This window comes from Sphingomonas oligophenolica, from assembly GCF_039522915.1.
Classification (GTDB): domain Bacteria; phylum Pseudomonadota; class Alphaproteobacteria; order Sphingomonadales; family Sphingomonadaceae; genus Sphingomonas; species Sphingomonas oligophenolica.
Map to the genome: position 1 here is coordinate 61000 of NZ_BAAAEH010000047.1, position 20540 is coordinate 81539.

Below are 20540 nucleotides of genomic sequence, written 5' to 3' on the forward strand. Positions count from 1 at the left end.
TGGATGCGTCCCTCTCACAAGGGGAGAAGGAGAGTAGCCGCTCACCCCCGCCGCGGGCCCTGGTCCTCGCCGAAGACCGCCGCGCCCTCGATCAGCATCGCCATGCCGCACATCCCCGCGAGCACCGCCACCAGCGCGAGCAGCAGCTCGACCGGCGTCGCCTGGTGGCGCAGCGGCGCCGCCGCCAGCATCGCCTGCAACAGCCCGATCGCCACCACGCTCACCGCGACCAGCCCAGCGCCGGCCGTCCGAACCCGTTTCATCACCCGTCCTTTCGCCGCAACCCGGCAAAGGACGAACATGGCCGTAGCGCCCGTTTCGGATCGAGAGCGAAACCCGGCGATCGGCATAGGAATCGCATATGGTTGGCGGGTTTTCCCTCCCTCCCGCCCGCTCGTTCAGCCCCTCACATCTCCACCCCGAGATCCTTGTAGGTCTCGTACCATTCCTCGCGCGCCGTCAGCTTGCGCACGCTCGGCTGGGGCTGCCAGTCGGCCGGCCAGCCATTCACCCTGGGCATCACCGGCTCGGCGAAGGTCAGCGCCAGCGCATCGCCCCAATCGGGCGAGGCGAGGCCGCGCCGCTTCATATGCTCCTTCTTCTCGAGCAGGATCGAGACCTGGTCGGCCGCATAGCCATATTCGACGCCGGTCAGGTCAGCCGCCAGCACATCCGAATCCGGGATGGTCGCGCCCGGCAGCCAGCCGCGCAGATGAGTCCACATCTCGGAGCGCTTGTTGGCCGTCTTCACCCGCACATCGCCGGCCCACAGCGCATCCTGCCCGGTGCTGCCGAACCACACTTCATGCACATTCCCGACGCCCAGTTGCCGCAGCCGATCGACCACGCCGGCGCCGATATTCCCGGCATCGACGAAGATCGCATCGGGCCGCCACTTCTGCGCCGCGAGCGCGACATCGCCCGCCAGGGTCATCGAATCGAGATGATGCCAGCTCTGCCACGGCCGCGAGCGCGCATCCCGCCCGCGGCGGATCGCCAGCACTGAGCGATCGTCGCCGAAGCGCGCGCAATCGAGCCCGAAGATCACCGGCTCGTCCGGCAGCGCATTGGCCGGCCGCGCCCGCGCCGCCTCGACCAGCGAGCTCTCGATGAACTGCATCGACGAGGCGCTGGGGAATTGCCCGCGCACCCGCACGCGGACGATGTCGCTGTCTTCGCCATAGGTCGCGACCAGCTCGTCGAGATAGGCGCTGTTCACCCCCTCGACCCGCCGGCTGTCGATCTGCCCCGCATTCCACAAATGCCGGTGCCGCCCGAAACATTCGCGGAAAGGCCCCGTATTATGCGTGGGGTTGCCGAAGGCGAGGAAGATGATCTCGGTCTCGGCATCAGTGAGCGCGCCCAGCGCCACCTCCCACACTTTCGCCGCGATGCCCGATGCCTCGTCGAACACCAGGATGATTCGCTTGCCCTGGTTGTGCAGGCCGGCGAACGCCTCGGTATTGGCGACGCTCCAGGTGACGAGATCGGCGCGCCAGCCGCGATCATGCCCGGGCTCGGTGGAGACGAGCGAGGTCGCGGTCGCGCGGAACCAGTCCCTGGTCAGCGAGAGATTGTGCCATTTCGCGATCTCGGGCGCTGTCTTGGTGAGCAGCTGGCTCTCGGTATTGGCGGTGATGACGATTCGGGTGTCGACGCCGGTATCGAGCCCCCATTTCACCAGCATCGCGATCAGCGCCGATTTGCCGATGCCGTGGCCCGAAGCGCGGGCGATGCGGCAGGGAGTGAAGCGCGTGGCGGGGTCGGAGAGATGGGCGCCGATCGTTTTCATCACCTCGCGCTGCCAGGCGCGCGGGCCGGCGACACCCCGCAGCACGCCATCGCCCCAGGGGAAGACGAGGCCGGTGTAGCGAAGCGGATCATGCGCGCAGCCCAGCAGGAGATTGACCCAGTGCTCGGGGAAGGACCCCTCACCCATGGCGCGGCGCGCGCAGATGCGCCTTGACGTAGACGGGGGCGGGCACCGGGGCGGGGACGGGGGCGCTATCATTGCCGGGCGGCGCGCCGGCGGGGCGGGACCGCGCGAAGGGCGAGTTGGGATCGGAGACGCGGGCGATCGCCTTTTCGAACATCGCGATGACGCCGGGATCGTCCTTCTCCTCCTCGGTGGCGCGCCACTTCTTCGGCTGGCGGACGCGGAGCCATTGCAGCGCGGCATTGGCATCGGGCGGGAGATGGAGGCGATAGGGCGCATAGACCGGATCGGGATCGCCGGCATGCTTGAAGATCTTCACGCGCTCGACGCTGCAGCCGACGGCGCGGGAATAGAGAGCGCGTTCGACGCGGGAATCCGCGTGCTCCTTGCCGGCGACGACTGCCTCGGCGAATTCCTCATGGGTGTTGCGCCAGCGATAAATGGTGCGGACGCAGACCTCGAAATGCTCGGCGAGTTCCTCGTCAGTGGCGCCGAGGCGGCAGAGGTGGCGGGCCTGATCGGCAAAGGCGGGTTCGTAGATCATGGCGCTGCGGATAGCGCGGGTTGGGTTGCGGTTGAATCGACGGTTGGGGTGGGGAGCGGAACGGGGTGGGTGTTGGGAATGTCATGAGGGTTGCTGACATTTTGGGCGGGGCGATGGATTAGAAAATATCATTATAAATAAGTATATTAGCGCTTCTTCACTCGGGCCATCGGGCCCCTACCGTGCCTTTAGTGGTGGCATCATACAAGCCGACAGTGCGGCACGATGTATTGACAATGTAATTACCTCAACCTATTTTTCTCCAGAGGAGTAGAGCAATGGCCAGCGCCGCCGACCGCCCCAAGTCGGATACCACCATCACCATGCGTCTGCCCGCCCGCACGCGCGACCTGATCGATTCGGCCGCGGCGTCGCAAGGCAAGTCGCGCACCGAATTCATGGTGGAGAGCGCGCGTCTCCATGCCGTCGACGTGCTGCTCGATCAGCGGGTGTTCACCCTCGATCCCGAGCAGAGCCGGGCCCTGGCCGAAGCGCTGGCGAAGCCGCCCAGGCCGAATGCGGCGCTGCGCGCGCTGATGGCGAGCAAGGCGCCGTGGGAATAGGGAAAGCCGAAGCGATAGCGCGCGCGTGACGTCCCGCGCCTCGCAACCCCGCTATGCAGAGCCGGCGCCGATCGCGGCCGAACACCGGCTGGACGGCTTCAACAGCGGGAAGCCGCCACTCGATACCTGGCTTCGCACCCGCGCGCTCGACAATGAGGGGCGGGCTTCGCGTACCTATGTCGTCGTCGCCAAGAGCGGGCCTCAGGCCGGCGCGGTGGTCGCTTATTATTCGCTCGCGACGGGCGGCGTGGCGCTGAGCGAGATACGCGGCAAATATCGCCACAACCTGCCGAATCCAGTGCCGGTGATGGTGCTTGGGCGGCTGGCGGTGGATCGCCGCCACGCAGGCGTGGGCCTCGGCACTGCTCTGCTGCGTCAGGCGTTGCAGCGCACGTTGGATATCGCGCAATCCGTCGGTGTCCGCATGTTGATGGTGCATGCAATCGATGACGACGCCGTTGCCTTTTATCTGCGCTTTGGCTTCCACCTGTTTCCCGCAGGGAGCCGGACACTGTATTTGCCGGTGGAGGAGATCGCGGGCTCGCTCGGCTGACGATCTTCATAGTATGCGGCCTCGCTTGCGATACCTGCCGTCACTGGATGCGCTGCCGCTGCAACGCAGTCTGCGGGTCGCCGAGTACACGCCACGTGAAGCGCGCGATCACCGGGTCATCGCTCAAGCCAAACAGTCTGCCAACCCTTGCATGAGCCGCGCTTGGAGATCAGACCCGACGCGGCGGAAACCGAGCAATCGCGCCGCAGAACGCACTAAATCAGCGTCGGCCCCGCCGGCGTTATCGCCGCGAGCGATCGCCAAAGCAGCTCGAATTTCCAGCATTGAGATCGCATCAGCTTTGATTGTCGCGCCATATTCATCGCTGCGGTCGCGCACCGGGGGATCGGCTTTTTGCGAGGAGGTGAACCAGAAATCGCCGTCGTTGTGCAAGTCGGATATAAGGCGGGCCTGACCGATTAAGGCGTGACGAGCAGCTGCCAGAATACGCCGGCCAGCCTTTTCCCGGCCGAAACAAGCAGCAATACGGCGCGCAACTTCGTCTGTACAAATTGGGCCTTCGATCTCGACGATTCGCAGCGCCAACGGGCCCAATGTCGACATCGACACTTCATGCGGTTCCAGATGGCTGCTCACCGGAAAATATGCACGGAGATAGACCGGCATTTTTCGCTCGATTGTTGGCGGCACAACAAAGGCTTCGACGGCTGGGGCAGCGGCATCATCCTGGATCACACGCGCCGTATTCGCTCCTGAAATCCGAACGCCAGCCTTGTCGCTATGCGCTTCGACGAGAGCTGCTCGCAATCGTTCGATTTCCGTCCGACGGTTATAAAACCAATCGGTGCTCCAGATGCGATGGAAGCGCCAACCAAGATGTTCAAGCACGTCCTGACGTAGCCGGTCACGCTCGCGAGCCCACAAAGCGGAGTGATAGGTGGCACCGTCGCATTCGACGGCTAGCAGGTAGGTTCCTAGTTTGTCGGGGTGACGTACGCCGAGATCTATACGAAAGCCAGCTGACCCGACCTGAGGATCCGCAAGGAAGCCGAACGACCGAATAACATCGGCAACATCCTCCTCGAACGGCGTATCTGCCGGTTCGCCAGTGATGACCGCGTCGTCCAGCTTGCCAGATTTGGCGAACTCCAGGAATCGCCGAAGGATACGAGGCCCCTCCCGCGAGACTCGGCTGGCATCGATATCGCCGGGATCGAAGGAAGCGAACACTTCGCACCTGATCCGGGCGCGAGTGAAAAGCACGTTCAGTCGCCGCTCTCCACCCTCACCGTTGACCGGCCCAAACGTCATGCTGGTCAACCGCCCGCCGGCGATCGTCGGACCGTACCCGACACTTACGAGGATGACGTCCCGCTCGTCACCTTGCACGTTCTCGATATTCTTCACGAACAGGTCTTCCGACTGCCCTTCGCGAAGAAATGTATCGAGCGCGCTGTCGGTGCGCCGCGCCAGTTCAAGCAACTCCGTAATCGTGTTTTTCTGCGCGGAGGAGAAGGTCACAACACCCAATGACAGATCGGGGTGTAAACGAGCATGCTCGGCAATGCGGCTGACAATGGCCTCGCCCTCCTTCCGATTGTCCCGCTTGCCTCCCTTGTCATACACACCATCGACTTTGGTGAAGATCAGCCCGTAAGCGGGATCTTCCTGCAATGGCGAGGGCGGTAGGATCAGCCCATCCTCATAAAATTCGCGATTGGAGACCCGGATCAGCGAAGGATCGCGCGATCGATAGTGCCACTGCAGCATACGGGAGGAGAGGCCGCGCGCCTCACATAGCGACAGGATGCTCTCGAGTGTTCCCAAGGCGGCGGCCCCGCCTAGCAGATTCTCTTCGCCCTCCTCTGCCTCGTCCTCACTCTCACCGTCGTCGGCGATCAGCCGGTCGAAGAACGATGAGGGAGGCAATTGCTTCTGGTCACCTACGACAACGATCTGTCGGGCCCGTGCGATGGCGCCGAGGGCATCTTCTGGACGCACCTGGCTCGCCTCATCAATAACCAAAAGGTCGAAACTGAGCCGTCCCGGCGTCAGATATTGCGCTACCGAAATCGGGCTCATTAGCATTACCGGCTTGATTCTCTGAAGAGCCGCAGGCGCTTGTTCGAACAACCGCCTTAACGCAATGTGCGCACGCTTTTTGCCGATTTCTCCCCGGACGACTTTCATTTCGCCTAGCGCACCCTGTGGCACTTGCGACAAATGCCCCGCAAGAATCGTTGTCACATTCTCCTTCAGTCGCGAACGCTCAAGGTTAGCAAATTCCCGTGACAGCGCGTGTCGATCTAATGTGCTGATCTCTCTGAGTTCCGGCCATGTCGCGATGGCCTCCTTCCATAACCGTTCGGCGCGTGCGAACTTCATCTCGATGACGGCGGCACTACCGTCCAGCGCGCCGCTGGCAACTCTCGTGGCTAGTGCTTCCAGACCGCCGACTGCCAGTCGCTTCTCCAACCTGCGCAACTGTGCCCATTCGGCATAGCGATCCACGGAATCCGCCATTGCCGAGAAACGCGCGATAATATCTACCAGATCTACGCCATCCGTGCCGCCGTCAAACACTTCGGGATCAAGCTGTAAAACATCGGACACACGATCGATGGAACTTCGGGCCGGTGGTGCTTGGCGCCTCAGCTCATCGATCATCACCTGAAGCCTCGGCTCATCCGAACCTAATGCGAGAGCAAGTTCGCTATCGATCTTCAGCGGAACGTCGCGTGCGCTGGATACCCACCGGGCCGTTCTAGCGACACGCGCGAAATCAGTCCTCTCGCCGCGCCAAATCTCACCAAGCGCCGCGTTCATAAATGCCTCATCATCGCCCCACCGGGCACGCAGGCGCTTCACTTCGAGGAGGCGATCAACCATGCCGACCCGATCCGCCGCCGCCTTGGGCACGGCGCCGCGCAGCATGCCGCCGAGCTGGCGCGAAGCACGGCGATATGCGGGTCCCCATCGCGCGAACAAGGATCCGCTTCCGGCAGCCAGTGGTGCGCGTATCGAAATGACATCGTCGTCGAACGCGGATTCCACAAACGCGGCATTTTCGACATCACGTGCTTGGCGCCAAGCGAGAGCGGTATCCAGCGCTTCACTAAGCCGAGCAGGATCGGAGACGTGGAAAATCGCGTTTGCAAGAGCTTCTTCACCTCTGGGAAGGTCCGTTAGATCCCGCATCGTATCGGCAACCGCCGGAACGGCGGATAGCGATCGCGCCAACGGCAACCGCATCCCTTTCAGTGGAGCGTCCAGGGCGTTTCGCAGAACTCGCGCCGTTTCTGTTGCCGTCGCTAGGTCGCCCTTCAGCCGCGAAAGTTCGACCGGCTGCAGCTCAAGCGCGCCAACGCCCCAGAACGGGTGCGATCGCAGTGCACCAAGACTCTTCAGTAGGCTGCCGAACTCCATAAGATCATCGGCAAGAGATCGCTCTTGCGCCTGCGTCATGGTCATCAGCACGTCAGCGTCAAGCATCGGAGCAGGCGCATCCATCCCAATGTACCGGGCCTGGCGCGCAAGGACAGAGAAAGGTGTCTCGCCCGTAGCCGCGATCGGCGTGTGCAGGGCATCTGCGATCCGATTTAGGCGGTCCCTTGTCTCGGTAAGCGCGACGGGAGCGTGAGGCATGGCCGGCACTGCCTGGGCGGCGCCGAGTGTGCGTGCAACCTCCGCCAGCACTATCTTTTTGTTGGCTGATTTTGAATGCAATTCGAGACAAACGTCGCGCAGTCCGACCTTAACCAGACGATCGTGGACCACTGACAGTGCCGCCATTTTCTCAGCAACGAACAGGACGGTCTTTCCCTCCTTTGCGGCCGCGGCGACGATATTAGTGATCGTTTGACTCTTGCCAGTCCCCGGCGGCCCTTGAACTACCAGATTCCGCCCCGCACGCACCTCCTCGATTACGCGGGCCTGACTGGAATCGGCATCGACTACATGAAACATTTTGTCGGGGGGCAGAATGTCATCAAGGCGGTCATCAGGCCCGAACAATGGCTGCTCGGTGCCGAAGCCCTCATAAAGCAGCCCGCGTGTCAGCGCATGTCCTTCAAGCGCGTCGTTCGGCCAGGCATCGAGCGCGAGATCGAGATACATCAGCAGTTTGGAGAAGGAAAAGAATCCTAGCTGCATCGCGTCACGGTCGATTTTCCACCGTGCACGATCCGCGATGATGGCTTCGACATCTGCATAATAATCGGATGGACTCCAACTCTCCCCGACATCTACCGGCGGAAGCTTGAGTCCGAAGTCCTCGACCAACCGCTGCTGAAGCGGCAGATTGGTTATTAGATCCTCATCCCGTAGTCGCAGATCATAAGTTGACGTGCGAGCGTTACGCACCAGTTCGACCGGGAGCAATATGAGAGGAGCCTCTCTTGCGACGGCTGATGTGGAGTCTTCGAACCAAGTAAGGAAGCCCAGCGCCAGATAGAGAATGTTGACGCCTTGCTCTTCCTCCGCCGTCTTGGCTTCCCGTGCGATTTTGAGCAGCTTTTTGGCAAGTCCATCCGGCCCTAGCCGCGTTTCCAGCTGATTGTCGGTGTAACGGTCGATTTCAACATCCTCGTCCGCCTCGTTCGCCAAGACAATTTCAGATGCTTCATCGCCCCTGCGCACGTCACGACCGAGCGCGCGAAAACGCATGGCTTTACCCGATGACAGGATCGTCCAGACATCATCTGATCGCTCATTGACGATATTGACGACGTTGCCGCGTGTGTTGGCCCGGTTGACATGCACAAGTCGATTGCGCGTGCCAGTTTCAACCAATCGCTTGCGCGTGTCATCGAACAGCTTCTGGATTGAGCGAGCCGAACCTGGTTGTGCGCTGTCGTTCCTGTACTCGCCACCGTCCACAGGCGGCTCTTCTTCATGCACGGGGTAAGACCCTTTCGATACTTCTCTGTGGCGCCGAATGCGCCTGATATGATTCTTGCAGAGGCAGGATTCAGGCGCTGACCAGCCTTCAGGTGGCCTTTTTGCTCTCAAGCTCTTTGATACGGGCTTCCAATTGCGGAGCAAATTTATAGATATCGGTCAGGTCGCTGATCAGATTGCGTGTCTCGACCTGCCCATCGAATGTGCCAACATATTTCGTTGTCAGGCCATTGAAGTGCAGTCGTGCCAACGACTTGCGGTTGTTGTCATCCAACAGGACTGCGCAATAGGATTTCGCATCGCGCATCGCGATGCGTTTGGGATCGACCAGCTTGGACGCAATGGCTTGGACGATCCGGAAGCCGCTAACCTCCTCCTCGGTTGTGATGACCTCTTCCGCCGAGGGTGCTGAGCCCTCGTCATGCTCGGGAACGGCCGAGGCATTCAGGGCAGAGGTCAGCCGATCGTTCACATGATCGCGAACGATCGCTGAAAACGAATTGGCGATCAGGCGCATAAAATTGTCTTTGACCTGGGACGTGACCTGCCCCGAATAAACCCGTTTAGCGACTAACCTTGCAAACTCTTCCGACGCGGTCGCCATCTCGCGTTCTAGTTCTTTCCTGACCAGCGATTCCAGTTTCAGGTTGGATGCCTCGCGCACGATCGCGTCGATGTCAAAACCAGCCTTGGTGAAGCTTTCGAGAATGCGCACGTCGGACTTGCGAACGGCATCTAAGCTCAGTGTGAAAAATGGCTGCGTGTCCATCTTGTTCGGTTGGTCTAAGTCGGAAAAGAACTTGTAGACTACGCCGTTGGTTAGGATCGCAAGCCTGGCATCCGTCACACTGAAATAGCGAAATAATTGCGAGGCATGGTTGATCGTAAGATCTCCCGTGGATGGCTTGCACTCAATCAAGATGGACAATTTGCCTTCTATACAAATGGCGTAATCGACCTTTTCACCCTTCTTCGTTCCGACGTCGGCTATGTATTCCGGTATCACCTCGGACGGGTTAAATACGTCGTAGCCCAGAAGGTTTATGAACGGCATGACAAGGGCCGTTTTGGCGGCCTGTTCAGTTAGCAGTACCTCCCGATGCTGCTGCGTTTTCGCGGCGAGCTCAGTAAGACGTGTCGCCAAGTCCATGTTATTTTCCCCCCTGCATATTTATGAGCGGGAACTTGCATGCGAATCGGACTAAAGGCAAATCGAGCAACATCTTGAAATTGGACGGCTGGAACATTGAGGGGAGAGGTTGGGGACGAAACACCCTTAAGCCCCCCTCAACGCACCCCATAAACGACTCCACGCCCATTCCCCGCTATCACCCCGCCTCCGCGAGGTGTCCGATGCCCACACTCCCCGACCTCATCGCCGCGACCCACTCCCCCGAAGCCGCAACCGCCTTCGCTGCCTGCACCCTGTCGCCCGCCGGCCGCGCGGCCCTTGCCGAGACCGGCATCGCGCTGATGGAGCGCTTCCCCCCGGTCCCGCGCGCCTGTTGCGCGATGAGCGCCGTCTATGCGGTCGCGCTCCGCTCGGCGGTCGAGGCGCCGGCCTATCTGATCGCCGGCACGCTCTATGCCGATACTGTCCGGGTGTTCGGGACGGCACGGTCCTTCCCTGAAACGCATATGCCGTTCCTGCGGACCGATCTCGACTGGGATGGCCATATGTGGGTCGCGATCGGGGAGTATATCGCCGATATCTCGCTGCTGCCGACCGGCCGGTCGCCCGGGGCGGCCGCGGCGCTGAGCGCGCTGGTGGCGCGCGCATTCGGGCCCGGCGACCGGCTGGTGATCGGGAAAGCGGCCGATCTCCAGCGGATCGGGCTGGCCTATGTTCCGGACTATGCGCTGACGCCCGAAGAGGTGGATGCGCTGGCGCGGGGGGCCGAGGCTGATCTGCCGCAGCGGGGGTGAGGGGGTGGGGTGATCTCGCGATCAGGATGGAACAGGATTGGATCCTATCGAAGGACAGGTTGTCGCTCGGGGCCTGTCCTTCGATACGCCCTCTCGATACGCCGCTACGCGGCTACTCGATGGCTACTCAGGACGAACGGATCAGATTTAACGCTCGTGGCCTAACCATGCGGCACTGGATCGTTTGTGCGCCGGAAGCTGCACACGATCTTGGCGACGAGTCCTGTTGAGCGCGTAGACGCGCGCCCCCACCCCCCAAACCCCGCACCTGGTGAAGAGCGCGCGCGCTCACGCCGCGCGCAAGTCGCCGATCACCCGGCGGAGCGCGCTGTCGACCATCTCGGCATCGGCGCCGAGCCGGGTCGCCTCGGCCTCGAGCGCGCCGGCGACCACGCCGGTGCTCTCGGCCGTCTCGCCCAGGTTGAGCATATGGGTGCCGACCGTGGCGAGCTGATCGAGCGCGAGCGCCATGCCCTTGCGGATCGCATCGCTCGCGCCGCCCTGCTGCTCGACCGCGCTCGCGACCAGGCCGGCATGGCGCTCGATCTGGCCGATCGCCTCGTCGATCGAGGCAAGCGCGGTGCCGGCGTCGACCGCGGCCGAGCGGATGCTCTCGACCTGGCCGTCCACCTCGACCGTCGCCGCCGAGGTCTGCTTCGCGAGGTTCTTCATCTCCGAGGCGACCACCGCGAAGCCCGAGCCGGCATCGCCGACCCGCGCCGCCTCGATCGTCGCGTTGAGCGCGAGCAGGGTGGTCTTCTGGGCGACGCTGCGGATCAGCTCGGCCATCGCGGCGACCTGATCGGCCTTTTCCGCGAGCATCGCGACCTGCGCCGCCGCCGCGCGCGAGCGGGTCGCCGCGGTGCGGATCGCCTCGGCCGCGACCTGGGTCTCGCCGCGCAGGCCGTCGACCACTTCGGCCAGCTCGCCGCCATTGGAAAAGACCGCCTCCAGATCCCGCGTCACCTTTTCCGCGGCGCCGGTGGTGAGGCTTGCCTTGCGCCCGGCATCGACCGCGTGGCGCGCCACCTCGTCGGCCGAGCGGGTGAGGCGCTCGACCGAGGCGCGCAGCTTCTCGTTGACCGCCGACATGCTGGTGTCGATCTTGGCGGCGAGATCATGGAGCAGGTGCCGGCGCTGCGTGTCGAGCGCGGCGCGCTGGGCGTCGGCCGCCTCGGCCTCGCGGCGGCGCTTCTCGGCGCGCCGCTCCTGCTCGGCGATCGCGGCATGGGCCTCTGCGCCCTGGCGGAGCAGCGCGTCGCGCTCGCGCGCGGCGCCGCGGAAGATCTCGATCGAGCGGGCCATCACGCCGATCGCGTCGGCGCGGCCGGCATGGGGCACGGCGAGATCGGCATCGCCGGCCGCGAGCTTCTCCATCGCGGCGCGGATCTCGTTCAGCGGCTGGAGCACGGTGCGGAAGGTGATGTAGAGCGCGATGGCGAGCGCGGCGATCGAGAGCAGGGCCGAGACCTGGAGAACCTGGCGGTCCGACAGGGTCTCGAGCGCCTGGACCTCGTCGTGCAGCGTGGCGATGCGGGCCTGGTCGGCCTTGATCAGCGCGTCGGCGATGGCCGAGCCGCGGCGCTCGGCGGGGCGGACCTGCTTGCGGAACAGGAGCAGGGCATGGGCGCGGTCAGTCGCGGCGGCGTCGCGGACGGCGGCGAGCTGCTTCAGCACCTCGCGCTGGGTTTCGAAATAATCGGGGCCGGGGCGGCCCGGGAGTTTCGCCAGCGCGGCCATCTCGTCAATGAACGCGCGGTGGCGGCGGTTGAAGCGGTCGCCGATCTCCTCGAGCGCGGGGCCGCCGGGCTCAGTGGCGAGGTTGAGCGCGTCGCGCTGCAGGGCGCGGCTGGTCGAGCGGAGCTCGGCGAGCATCAGCATGCGGGTGACCTGCGCCTCGACGCCGTCCTGCGCGGCGGCGATCCGGTAGCGCGCGCTGCGCTCGAGCCAGGCGGTGCCGATCACCAGCGCCATCATCAGGACGAGCGGGAGCATCAAGCGGAGGACGAGGCTTCGGCCGAACATTCAAGGCTCCCATGGGTCTGGCCTCTCCTTTTTTTGCTTTGGCCAAGCCCTTCGGGCCGCGATGTTACAGCCGGGTTACCCGGCCCGCGGAATTCGGGAAAAAACGCGCCGGGGGCATTCAGCCGCGGCCCCCGCGCTCACCCCATCAGCTTCGCCGTCAGCGCGAGCATCGGCGCGGTGAAGGCGAGGGGGCGGATCAGCGCGATCGCCAGGGTGATCGTGCCGAAGCCCCAGAAATAGGCCGGGTGCACCCGGCCGCGCGTCGCCACGTCATAGATCATCGCGGCGCTCACATAGACGAGCATCACCGCCCAGATCGTCCAGATGATCCAGGTGCCGAGCAGCGGCAGCGGCAGCAGCCGGCCGACGCCCGGCGTCATCACGATGATCGCGCCGCACAGCATCAGCCGGCGGTGCCAGTCGGTCCGGTTGCGGTTGCGCACGCCGGCCCAGGTCAGCCCGGCGAAGGTCAGCACCGTCATCCAGTCCATCACGAGGAAGACGTTCGGCTCGAACACCGGCGGGATGCGGTGGTTGATCGCGGAAAGCGTGTTCACGCTCAGCCCGACCAGCACCATCCAGCCGACATAAAAGGCGGCGAACCGGCCGAGCCTGCGGTGCGCCGCCACGTCGCCGCGCCACACCAGGAGGTTCTGCGCGAGATAGATCAGCAGCCAGCCCATGAAGGTGAGGCCATGGACATGCACCCACCAGGGCGAGGCGAGGCTCGATCGGCCGGCGACGAACTGAAGCGTGAAGCCGCTCACCACCGTCGCCGCGATCACGAGCGCCATGATCAGGAAGAAACTGCGGTCGCGCCCGGCCGAGCTGGTCAGCCCGCCATTCGCGCCGCCGCCGATATTGCCGCCAAATGCTGTCGCCATGTCGCTTGCCCCCCTCCCGGAAAACGGTGGGGGGAGGATATCAGGCCGGGCGTTGCCCCGCCAGAATTTGTTACGGAGGCGGATCGGGGCGGGTGGCGCCGCCTCAGTCGGCGGCCAGCTTCATCGCCCGCTGGGTCAGCGCCTGGTCGCCGGCGACGGCGGCAACCACGTCGAGCATGCCATGGCCGTCGGCGCGCGCGAGCAGCACGACATAGTCGCCGGCGGGCAGGCCGGTATCGATCTCGAGGCTCGCCAGCGCCGGCCGCGCATCGAGGATCGCGTGCGCGTCGGCCGGGGGCGTTGCCGCGGCCGGCCGCTTCGCGTCGCGCTCGGCCTTGACGATGCCCTTGATGCCGCCGTCATAGCCTTCGAGGAAATCATGCAGGCCCCCCGCCGCCACGCCGATCCGGCGGGCATGCGAGAGCACGGCGGCATATTCGGTGAGCCGGGTCTTGTCGTAATCGGCGCCGAACACGAGCTTCACGATCGGCGTCATCGGCGCGCGCAGCTGGAGCGTGATGCCGGCATGCTCGAGCAGCGCCTCATAGCCGTGCGGATCGGCATCGGCCGCGGCGGCGAAATCATGGGCGCGGGCAAGCGCGCGGTAGAGCGTCGTGCGGGTCCGCGTATCGGCCGCGCGCACCGCGGCGGCGGTCTGCTGCGCGAGCATCAGCTGGTCGGTCAGGCTGCCGGTGGGCAGCGGATCGCGCGCGGCGACGATCTCGCCTTCTGCCTCGAGCTCGGCCAGCGCGTCGAGCTCGTAGATTTCCTCCCCGGCATCGCCCGCGCCGAGATCATGGCCGGGGCCGTCAGCCCAGGCGGGCGCGGTCGCGATGGCCGGCTGGGGCGCGGTGCGGACGCTCGCATCGACTTCGGCATCGAGCGTCGCCTGGATCGCCGGGTCGACCAGCTCCTTCCAGTTGATCACGCCGTAGATGAAGTCGATCTGGTCGTCGTCGGAGGAGAAGGGCATCAGGATGCCGCGGTAGAGCGTGTTGGTGCCGCCCGAGGCGACGAACTCGGCCTCGAAGCCGATCGGCGCGCGGTTGGCGATGATCTGGAGATAATGGTCGGTCAGCCGCGACAGCAGCGACCGGCCCGGCACCTGCGAGATGAGCGAGACCGAATGGTCGAGCCCGCATTCCTCGCGCAGCGCCCTGCCGAGAAAGGCGATCGCCGGATCCTCGATCCCTTCCGAGAAATCGAGCAGCACGCTGTACGGCCCGAAATCGGTGATGTTGGCCGGATCGAGATCCTCGATCGAGGGATAGGCGCGGCCGTGCAGCAGCGAGACCCAGTAATTATAGGCGCGGGCGTGCATACGCCGCTCATCGGCGCCGATATCGACCCGTGCCTCGTCGACGCCGCTTTCGGCGGTGCCAAGATCGCCGTCGATTCGTTCGTCCTCGAAACCGCGAACGTTATCCATTACACCACCTTCGATGGGCCGGGGGGACCCGTTACGGGCCTGTTCTGCACCGCGTGTGGTAAACGATGCGTAAAGAGTTTGGCGGTTGATGCCCGTGCTTGTCAGGCGCCGCATTGCCTGATAATCGCCGCGCCTTCGCGAACGCCCGGTCCGGGCGATTGCGGATATGCCGCTTTAGCTCAGTTGGTAGAGCATCGCATTCGTAATGCGGGGGTCACAGGTTCGAGTCCTGTAAGCGGCACCAGTCCATAACAAGAACGCCCCTAGAAAACCGCAGAAATCTGCGGTAAACTGCCTCTCGCTGGTCCCAAGAAATCTCATTTTGTTCCGCTGTGGCCCACTCAAAAGGGACCACGAAACCGGGGGCCACGAGCAGTCCGGGAGGTGTGGCCCCATGCTTACGGTTGTGGAGATTCGGGCGCTGAAACCAGCGAAGCGTCCATTCAAGGTTGCAGATTCCGACGGCCTCTTTCTGCTGGTTCAGCCGTCCGGGGCGCTGCTCTGGCGTTTTCGGTACCGAATCTTGGGCATCGAGCGGAAATTGTCACTCGGCAGCTTTCCGGATGTCACCTTGCAACAGGCCCGTAAGAAACGCGACATCGCTCGCGCCGAGTTGATTGACGGGATCGACCCCGTTGAAGAGAAGCGCCAACGCAAATTGAAAGCCGAACTCGCGGCGCAGACGACCTTCAAGCTGGTGGCTGAGGAGTTCATCCAGAAGATGGAGCGCGAGGGAAAGTCTCCGGCGACGATCAAGAAGGCACGGTGGTTCCTCGAACTGCTCAAGGGGATTGCGGACCGCCCGATTGCCTCGATCACGCCGCATGAGTTGCTCGACGCTTTGAAGCGCATCGAGCGCCGCGGCGGCAGCATTGGTGGGAGCGGCGGCAACCGCGCTGAGGCCGCTACACCCTCGGCAACCACAGCTTCCGCCTGTCGGTGACCGACATGGGCGCGAGCGCGGCGCCTGGCGGCGCGCTTGAGGCGCAATCCGGCAAGCATACCGCAACCGGCTATGAGAAGTCCGAAATGGTCGGCGGCTCATTGGTAACCGAGAAGTGGAGCAACCAGTCCAGCACCGGCAGCTACCAGATGATGGTGGCGGGGCGTTTCATGATCTCGGCCGAGGGTGGCGCGCCGAGCACAGACACGCTGAGGCAGGCGGTGGCGACAGTGGATAAGGGCGCATTGGCGGGTATGGTACGACACGAATAACGTTTCGCGGTCAGATCCCCATCTGCTCTGAGAACCGACGTTCATAGGCGAAAAACGTCATCCGAAAGATTAGGTCTCGAAACGTTCTCCGTTGGGTTCCCTAACCGACGCAGCACGACTTCGCGGACAGCTCCGGCCATTTTTGCCCGATGAATGACCAGTTTTCGAATCGCTAACCGATTCCCGAAAGGCCCCGCGTGGCTTTCCCGCCTAAAGCCGTCTCAGCACGGATATAATCATGCCATCGGGTCTCAAGTGAAATGTGGGAACATTTGTGGTGTCGGATAGGCCGATTTTACACTTTATCGTGTACAATCAATGCGATAAGTCGCTTGACTGGTGACCCCTACGTCCACCATCCTTCGCCGCCCGGGGCTTCCGGCACTATCTTGCCACCGACGCTATCGTCTCCATCGGCGGTGACTTTCTGCGCACCGCCTTCGGGGCAGAAGCCAAGGCCTTCATTGTGCCGGCTGGCAAACGCCTCTTCGGCTTGCTGGCCCAGGCGGCCCCGGTTGGCGACAGTCGCGAATTGCGCCGATCCGAAACCGGGTCGAAGTCCATGGCGTAGAGATCAGACACGATCACCTCATGCCCGGCTGCTTCGAGTGCAGCCGCACCGGCACGTGCCATGGCCCCGTTCAAACTGGTGGGCGGCATGAGCCGGGACCAGCAGGACACGCATCGATGATCCCACTTCTTGCCTGTCAGGCCAGCGCCGCCAGCCGCAGGACGGCCGTCATATCAGATCCGACGACGGCCGGCTCGGGGCCGAGGTGCTCGAACGGCACGCCGGGGCGATTGACCCATGCCGTGCGATACCCGAACCAGGCGGCGCCCGCCGCGTCCCAACCGCCGAACGCGGCGAAGCCGATGCGCGATTTCGGCAACCCGAATGCTTCCGGCGCCATCGCATAGGCGGCCGGGGACGGCTTGAACGCGCGCACGCGATCAGTGCTGAGGACATGATCGAACAGCGCGTCCAGCCCATTGCGGGCCATGTTGGCGCGAAGCGCCGCCTCTCCGAGATTGGAGAGAAAGGCGAGCCGGATGCCGGCACCGCGCAACCGCACCAGGGCGGGCCTGACGTCCGGCCAGGCCTCGAGACTGGAGTAGGCCGCGACCAGCATCTTCCGATCCGATGCGGACAGGTCCAACCCGAGCGATTCCGCAGCATAGCGCAAGGCATTATCGGCGACATCGTCGAAGGTGGCGTACTGTCCGGCCGCCGCATACAGCCAGCTATTGCCGAACAATTTGGTCGACCATGCCTGCGCGAGCTGAAGGCCGTGGTCGGGCACCAGAGCCACCACTTTCTGCGCGACCGAGCGCGGATCGAAGATCGGGAAGGCGTCGAACGCGATCGCGTCAATTGGTCCGCGTGCCAGCGAATTGCCCGCCCCGGGAAGGAGCGCGGTGCCGACCGCGATCGCGCCGATCGCGCTTCGCCGGGAAGGGAGCGCCGCGGGCGAGATAGCCTTGATCGGGCGCGATGGCGTGTCGCTGTTCATACCGCGCGCGATGGTCATACGCTTCATCTTTCAGCCCTACAGCCGCTTCGTCATGAAGATTTCGGCGTGCTCCGCCGGGTACCCCTCCACCGTCGCGATAGGCGAGAAACCGTGGCGTTCATAAAAGCCGGGTGCCTGGAAACTGTGGGTCGCAAGCAGGATCAGCCTGCATCCGCGCCGGATCGCTTCGACCTCCGCCGACCGCAACAGCTGTGAGCCGAGGCCTTTTCCGCGGTGCTCATCCGCAATCCACAACAGCTTGATTTCACAGCATCCGCCCCAGCTATGGCCGTGCAGGCCGGCATAGAGTTCGCCGTCATCGGATCGCAGCATGATGCTCAGATAACGGGCGTCGCGAATTCCCGTCCGGCCGGTATTGTAATCGTTGATGCGGTCGTCGAGCTCGGACAGGTCGGCGGCAGCCGGCTCGTCAGTGACCGGGAAGCGATGATCACGCTCCATTTCCCACCTCCTTGTCGTTCGGGGCCAGGATCAGGCGCATCGCGCATCGCCGCCGGGCCGGTAGCCCGGCCTCCGCCTCGCTGCGGAGGATCGCGCTTAGCCGGCCACCCATGTTTCGGCGGGGCAGGCGGCGAAATCCCAGGCGCTCGTAGAATGGCGCGTTCCAGGCGACGTCGCTGAAGGTCGTCAGCGTGACCGCTTCGACGCGGCGGCGCGTCGCTGCCCGGATGGTCACTGTCATGAGGTGACGCCCGATGCCGAGACGCTGGCAGTCGAGGCGCACCGCGAGCTCGCATATGTGCAGCTCGGCGCCGTGCCGCTCGGCGCACAGGAAACCGCACAGATCACCACGACTGTCATCGGCGACCCGGCACCAGCCGCCGGCGACCAGTGCTCGATAGCATTATCCGGTGCCACGTCGCAGCAGCCCGTCAATTGACCAGGCGCCGCCACCGCGGAAGATCAGGGGGAGCTGGATCGCAACCCAGCTCAGATGCGTGGGCCAGGCGTCGGGATAGACGAAAATCTCGATCGTGAGCGTCATCATGAACAGGGCGAGCGCCGAGAAGCGCGTGAACAGGCCGAGGACGAGCAGGATCGAGAAGACATGTTCGGACCAGGTCGCGGCAACGGCGGCGATCTCGGGCGGAACCAGCGGCAGGGCATATTCAGTACGGAACAGCTCATAGGTGCCGTCAGTGATATGGATGATGCCGTCGACCTTGGTCCGGCCGGACATGAAGAACACAGCAGCGATGCCGAGACGCGCGACGAGCAGCAGCAGGGCGTCGGGCACCAGCGCCGAGGCGCGGCCGACGAGGCGCGTGTAAAGCGCGATCAACGGGGTCATGCGATTCCTTCTCCTGGGTTCGTCGGCCGGGGCATTGGGGGTGCCCCGGCCGAAGGCGGTCAGGCCCTGGGGGTCAGCGAGCCATTGCCCTTGGGCGTCTTGATCGATGCGCAGGTGCCGGCCTTGACCAGCTTCCAGGCATCGCCCTGATAGTTGACCTTGGACGTGCCGGCGCAGCTGGTGCCGGCACCGGCCTTGCAGTCGTTCTTGCCGGCGAGCGCAACGCCATAGCATTTCTCCATCGCGGGCTTTGCCTGCGCGGCAGCAGGCGATGCGATGGCAGCGCCGGCGACGGCGAGGGCGAGGGTGGCGGCGAGGGTGGCGTGAGTCGAACGCATGAGTCTTCCTTCGAGTATCGGTACCTCCGGGGTCGCGCGGCCCGCCTGGGGGCGAAAGCGGTGCCGCGCGGTGACCGGGAAGGAGGCGGGTGCCCTGGCCACATCGAGCAATTCGCAGGGACCGAGCGACGGGTTACAGCATGGGTGCGAAAATATTCAGCGCGGCCGACGCAGCTTCCTGTAACCTTTATGGCGTCTGCCACGAACATCCTTGCAGGGAGCGCGAATGCGGGCGAGCGAGGAACAATTGCGCGGATTGATGATCAGTGGGCTCGACGGCGATGCCGGCGACCACGCTGCGCTATTGCGTCTGCTCGCGCCGCTATTGCGCGGATTCTATCGCCGTCGGGCGAATGGTTGCGAGGACGATATCGAGGATCTTGTTCAGGAAACGCTGATCGCCGTGCACACGCGCCGCGCGACTTATGATCGCGACCGCGTCTTCACGGCATGGCTGTTCGCGATCGCGCGGTACAAGATGATCGACCATTTCCGCCGCTCGCGCCGGCTTCAGCCGATCGAGGATTTCGAGGACGTGCTGATTGCCGAAGGCTTCGAGGATGCATCAGGTGCGCGGATGGACATCGACGATCTTCTGGAGACGTTGCCCGACAAGCAGGCGCGGATGATCCGCGCGACCCGCATCGAGGGCCTGAGCGTCGCCGAAGCCGCCCAGGCAGACGGGATCGGCGAGTCCGACGTGAAGGTGTCAGTGCATCGCGGCCTGAAATCACTGATGATGCGCATTCAGGGAGGCGGCCGATGAACACCGACGACCTGATCGCCCGGCTTGCAACGGACATCGCGCCGGTCCGCCGCAACGCGGTGGGGCGGCGCCTCGCGACCGGCATCGCCCTCGGGGTGCTGGTATCGATTTTCCTGGTCGTGGTGACGCTGGGCGTGCGGCCCGATATCGGCCCTGCGATGCGCGGCTTCCCGTTCTGGATGAAATGGGGGTACACGATCTCGCTTTCGATTGCCGCCATCGTCATGACAGCGCAGCTTGCGCGCCCGGACAGCCGCAGCCTGCGGTGGCTGTGGCTGATCGCGATACCGGTGCTGCTGCTCGCCGGCGTCGGCGTGCTGGAGCTGGCCCGCACCCCGCCGGGCGAATGGCTGGCGATGTGGCTCGGGCACAGCTGGATGGTCTGCCCGTGGCTCGTACTGACGTTGGCAATGCCGATCTTCGTCGGGCTTCTCTGGTCGTTTCGCCGGCTCGCGCCGACGCGGCTTCGCGCGGCGGGCGCCGCGGCCGGGCTTGCCTCGGGCGCGTTTGCCGCAGCCATATACTGCCTGCACTGCCCCGAAGTCTCGGCGATCTTCGTGCTGACCTGGTATTCGCTCGGGATCCTGTTGGCGGCCTCTGTCGGCGCGCTGCTCGGACCGCGCCTGCTGCGCTGGTAATTTTTCGGCAGGCTGTAACCGCCGGGCGGGAACTCACGAA

Annotated in this window: 21 protein-coding genes and 1 tRNA gene; 9 read left to right on the top strand and 13 right to left on the bottom strand. The window is 64.1% G+C overall.

Annotated elements, in window-relative coordinates; genetic code table 11:
- Positions 1 to 41: 41 nt before the first annotated feature.
- The 3 genes from ABD050_RS21655 to ABD050_RS21665 all read right to left on the bottom strand — a co-directional run bounded on the left by ABD050_RS21655 (position 42) and on the right by ABD050_RS21665 (position 2480).
- Positions 42 to 263, bottom strand: coding sequence for a hypothetical protein (locus ABD050_RS21655; RefSeq protein ID WP_343891599.1), 222 nt, complete (start codon positions 261 to 263; stop codon positions 42 to 44).
- 143 nt (positions 264 to 406) lie between these two features.
- Positions 407 to 1939, bottom strand: a complete 1533-nt coding sequence (locus ABD050_RS21660; protein ID WP_343891600.1) for a terminase — start codon at positions 1937 to 1939, stop codon at positions 407 to 409.
- On the bottom strand, positions 1932 to 2480 hold the full coding sequence (locus tag ABD050_RS21665) for a helix-turn-helix domain-containing protein (RefSeq protein ID WP_343891601.1): 549 nt from the start codon (positions 2478 to 2480) through the stop codon (positions 1932 to 1934). The genes ABD050_RS21660 and ABD050_RS21665 overlap by 8 nt, the downstream gene beginning before the upstream one ends.
- A 278-nt stretch (positions 2481 to 2758) precedes the next feature.
- Between ABD050_RS21665 and ABD050_RS21670 the strand changes: the two genes are divergently transcribed.
- Positions 2759 to 3043 carry a type II toxin-antitoxin system TacA family antitoxin gene (locus ABD050_RS21670; protein WP_343891602.1) on the top strand — a complete coding sequence of 95 codons (285 nt, stop codon included), beginning with the start codon at positions 2759 to 2761 and terminating at the stop codon, positions 3041 to 3043.
- Between the two features lie 25 nt (positions 3044 to 3068).
- Positions 3069 to 3596 carry a GNAT family N-acetyltransferase gene (locus ABD050_RS21675; RefSeq protein WP_343891604.1) on the top strand — a complete coding sequence of 176 codons (528 nt, stop codon included), beginning with the start codon at positions 3069 to 3071 and terminating at the stop codon, positions 3594 to 3596.
- A 123-nt stretch (positions 3597 to 3719) separates the two neighbouring features.
- Here ABD050_RS21675 and ABD050_RS21680 read toward each other — a convergent pair whose 3' ends face one another.
- Both ABD050_RS21680 and ABD050_RS21685 read right to left on the bottom strand, forming a co-directional pair.
- Positions 3720 to 8456 carry a DUF3320 domain-containing protein gene (locus ABD050_RS21680; RefSeq protein WP_343891605.1) on the bottom strand — a complete coding sequence of 1579 codons (4737 nt, stop codon included), beginning with the start codon at positions 8454 to 8456 and terminating at the stop codon, positions 3720 to 3722.
- An 88-nt stretch (positions 8457 to 8544) separates the two neighbouring features.
- Complete coding sequence (locus tag ABD050_RS21685; RefSeq protein ID WP_343891606.1) at positions 8545 to 9606, bottom strand: type I restriction endonuclease; 1062 nt, start codon at positions 9604 to 9606, stop codon at positions 8545 to 8547.
- A gap of 203 nt (positions 9607 to 9809) precedes the next feature.
- On the opposite strand from ABD050_RS21685, the gene ABD050_RS21690 reads away from it, so the two are divergent.
- Positions 9810 to 10382: a hypothetical protein gene (locus tag ABD050_RS21690; RefSeq protein WP_343891607.1), complete on the top strand. Its 573-nt coding sequence runs from the start codon at positions 9810 to 9812 to the stop codon at positions 10380 to 10382.
- 288 nt (positions 10383 to 10670) lie between these two features.
- Here ABD050_RS21690 and ABD050_RS21695 read toward each other — a convergent pair whose 3' ends face one another.
- The 3 genes from ABD050_RS21695 to ABD050_RS21705 all read right to left on the bottom strand — a co-directional run bounded on the left by ABD050_RS21695 (position 10671) and on the right by ABD050_RS21705 (position 14720).
- Entirely contained in the window at positions 10671 to 12407 is a 1737-nt protein-coding gene (locus ABD050_RS21695) for a methyl-accepting chemotaxis protein (protein ID WP_343891608.1), read from the bottom strand.
- Between the two features lie 137 nt (positions 12408 to 12544).
- A complete protein-coding gene (locus tag ABD050_RS21700; protein ID WP_343891609.1) occupies positions 12545 to 13291 on the bottom strand; it encodes a hypothetical protein in 747 nt (248 codons plus the stop codon).
- Positions 13292 to 13394: 103 nt separating this feature from the next.
- Complete coding sequence (locus ABD050_RS21705) at positions 13395 to 14720, bottom strand: PAS domain-containing protein (RefSeq protein WP_343891610.1); 1326 nt, start codon at positions 14718 to 14720, stop codon at positions 13395 to 13397.
- 168 nt (positions 14721 to 14888) lie between these two features.
- On the opposite strand from ABD050_RS21705, the gene ABD050_RS21710 reads away from it, so the two are divergent.
- From ABD050_RS21710 to ABD050_RS21720, 3 genes are all read left to right on the top strand, one after another.
- Positions 14889 to 14964 (top strand) — tRNA-Thr (locus tag ABD050_RS21710).
- 150 nt (positions 14965 to 15114) lie between these two features.
- On the top strand, positions 15115 to 15663 hold the full coding sequence (locus ABD050_RS21715; protein WP_343891611.1) for a tyrosine-type recombinase/integrase: 549 nt from the start codon (positions 15115 to 15117) through the stop codon (positions 15661 to 15663).
- Complete coding sequence (locus ABD050_RS21720) at positions 15660 to 15935, top strand: hypothetical protein (protein WP_343891612.1); 276 nt, start codon at positions 15660 to 15662, stop codon at positions 15933 to 15935. The genes ABD050_RS21715 and ABD050_RS21720 overlap by 4 nt, the downstream gene beginning before the upstream one ends.
- 707 nt (positions 15936 to 16642) lie before the next feature.
- Here the strand turns inward: ABD050_RS21720 and ABD050_RS21725 are convergent.
- The 3 genes from ABD050_RS21725 to ABD050_RS21735 are packed head-to-tail and all read right to left on the bottom strand — an operon-like array spanning position 16643 to position 18239.
- Complete coding sequence (locus ABD050_RS21725) at positions 16643 to 17473, bottom strand: haloacid dehalogenase type II (RefSeq protein WP_343891613.1); 831 nt, start codon at positions 17471 to 17473, stop codon at positions 16643 to 16645.
- 9 nt (positions 17474 to 17482) lie between these two features.
- Positions 17483 to 17908, bottom strand: coding sequence for a GNAT family N-acetyltransferase (locus tag ABD050_RS21730; RefSeq protein ID WP_343891614.1), 426 nt, complete (start codon positions 17906 to 17908; stop codon positions 17483 to 17485).
- Complete coding sequence (locus ABD050_RS21735) at positions 17898 to 18239, bottom strand: GNAT family N-acetyltransferase (protein WP_343891938.1); 342 nt, start codon at positions 18237 to 18239, stop codon at positions 17898 to 17900. The genes ABD050_RS21730 and ABD050_RS21735 overlap by 11 nt, the downstream gene beginning before the upstream one ends.
- Here ABD050_RS21735 and ABD050_RS21740 point away from each other — a divergent pair.
- A complete protein-coding gene (locus ABD050_RS21740; protein WP_343891615.1) occupies positions 18153 to 18347 on the top strand; it encodes a hypothetical protein in 195 nt (64 codons plus the stop codon). The genes ABD050_RS21735 and ABD050_RS21740 overlap by 87 nt on opposite strands.
- On the opposite strand, the gene ABD050_RS21745 is transcribed toward ABD050_RS21740, so the two are convergent.
- Positions 18312 to 18758 carry a DoxX family protein gene (locus tag ABD050_RS21745; RefSeq protein ID WP_343891616.1) on the bottom strand — a complete coding sequence of 149 codons (447 nt, stop codon included), beginning with the start codon at positions 18756 to 18758 and terminating at the stop codon, positions 18312 to 18314. The two genes, ABD050_RS21740 and ABD050_RS21745, sit on opposite strands and share 36 nt — an antisense overlap.
- A gap of 59 nt (positions 18759 to 18817) precedes the next feature.
- Positions 18818 to 19096, bottom strand: coding sequence for a BufA1 family periplasmic bufferin-type metallophore (locus ABD050_RS21750; protein WP_343891617.1), 279 nt, complete (start codon positions 19094 to 19096; stop codon positions 18818 to 18820).
- A gap of 226 nt (positions 19097 to 19322) precedes the next feature.
- Here ABD050_RS21750 and ABD050_RS21755 point away from each other — a divergent pair, with 226 nt between their 5' ends.
- Together ABD050_RS21755 and ABD050_RS21760 are read left to right on the top strand one after the other, a co-directional pair.
- Entirely contained in the window at positions 19323 to 19862 is a 540-nt protein-coding gene (locus tag ABD050_RS21755; protein WP_343891618.1) for a sigma-70 family RNA polymerase sigma factor, read from the top strand.
- Positions 19859 to 20500 (top strand): DUF1109 domain-containing protein, encoded by a 642-nt coding sequence (locus ABD050_RS21760; RefSeq protein ID WP_343891619.1) that lies wholly within the window; start codon positions 19859 to 19861, stop codon positions 20498 to 20500. The genes ABD050_RS21755 and ABD050_RS21760 overlap by 4 nt, the downstream gene beginning before the upstream one ends.
- Positions 20501 to 20540: the final 40 nt, after the last annotated feature.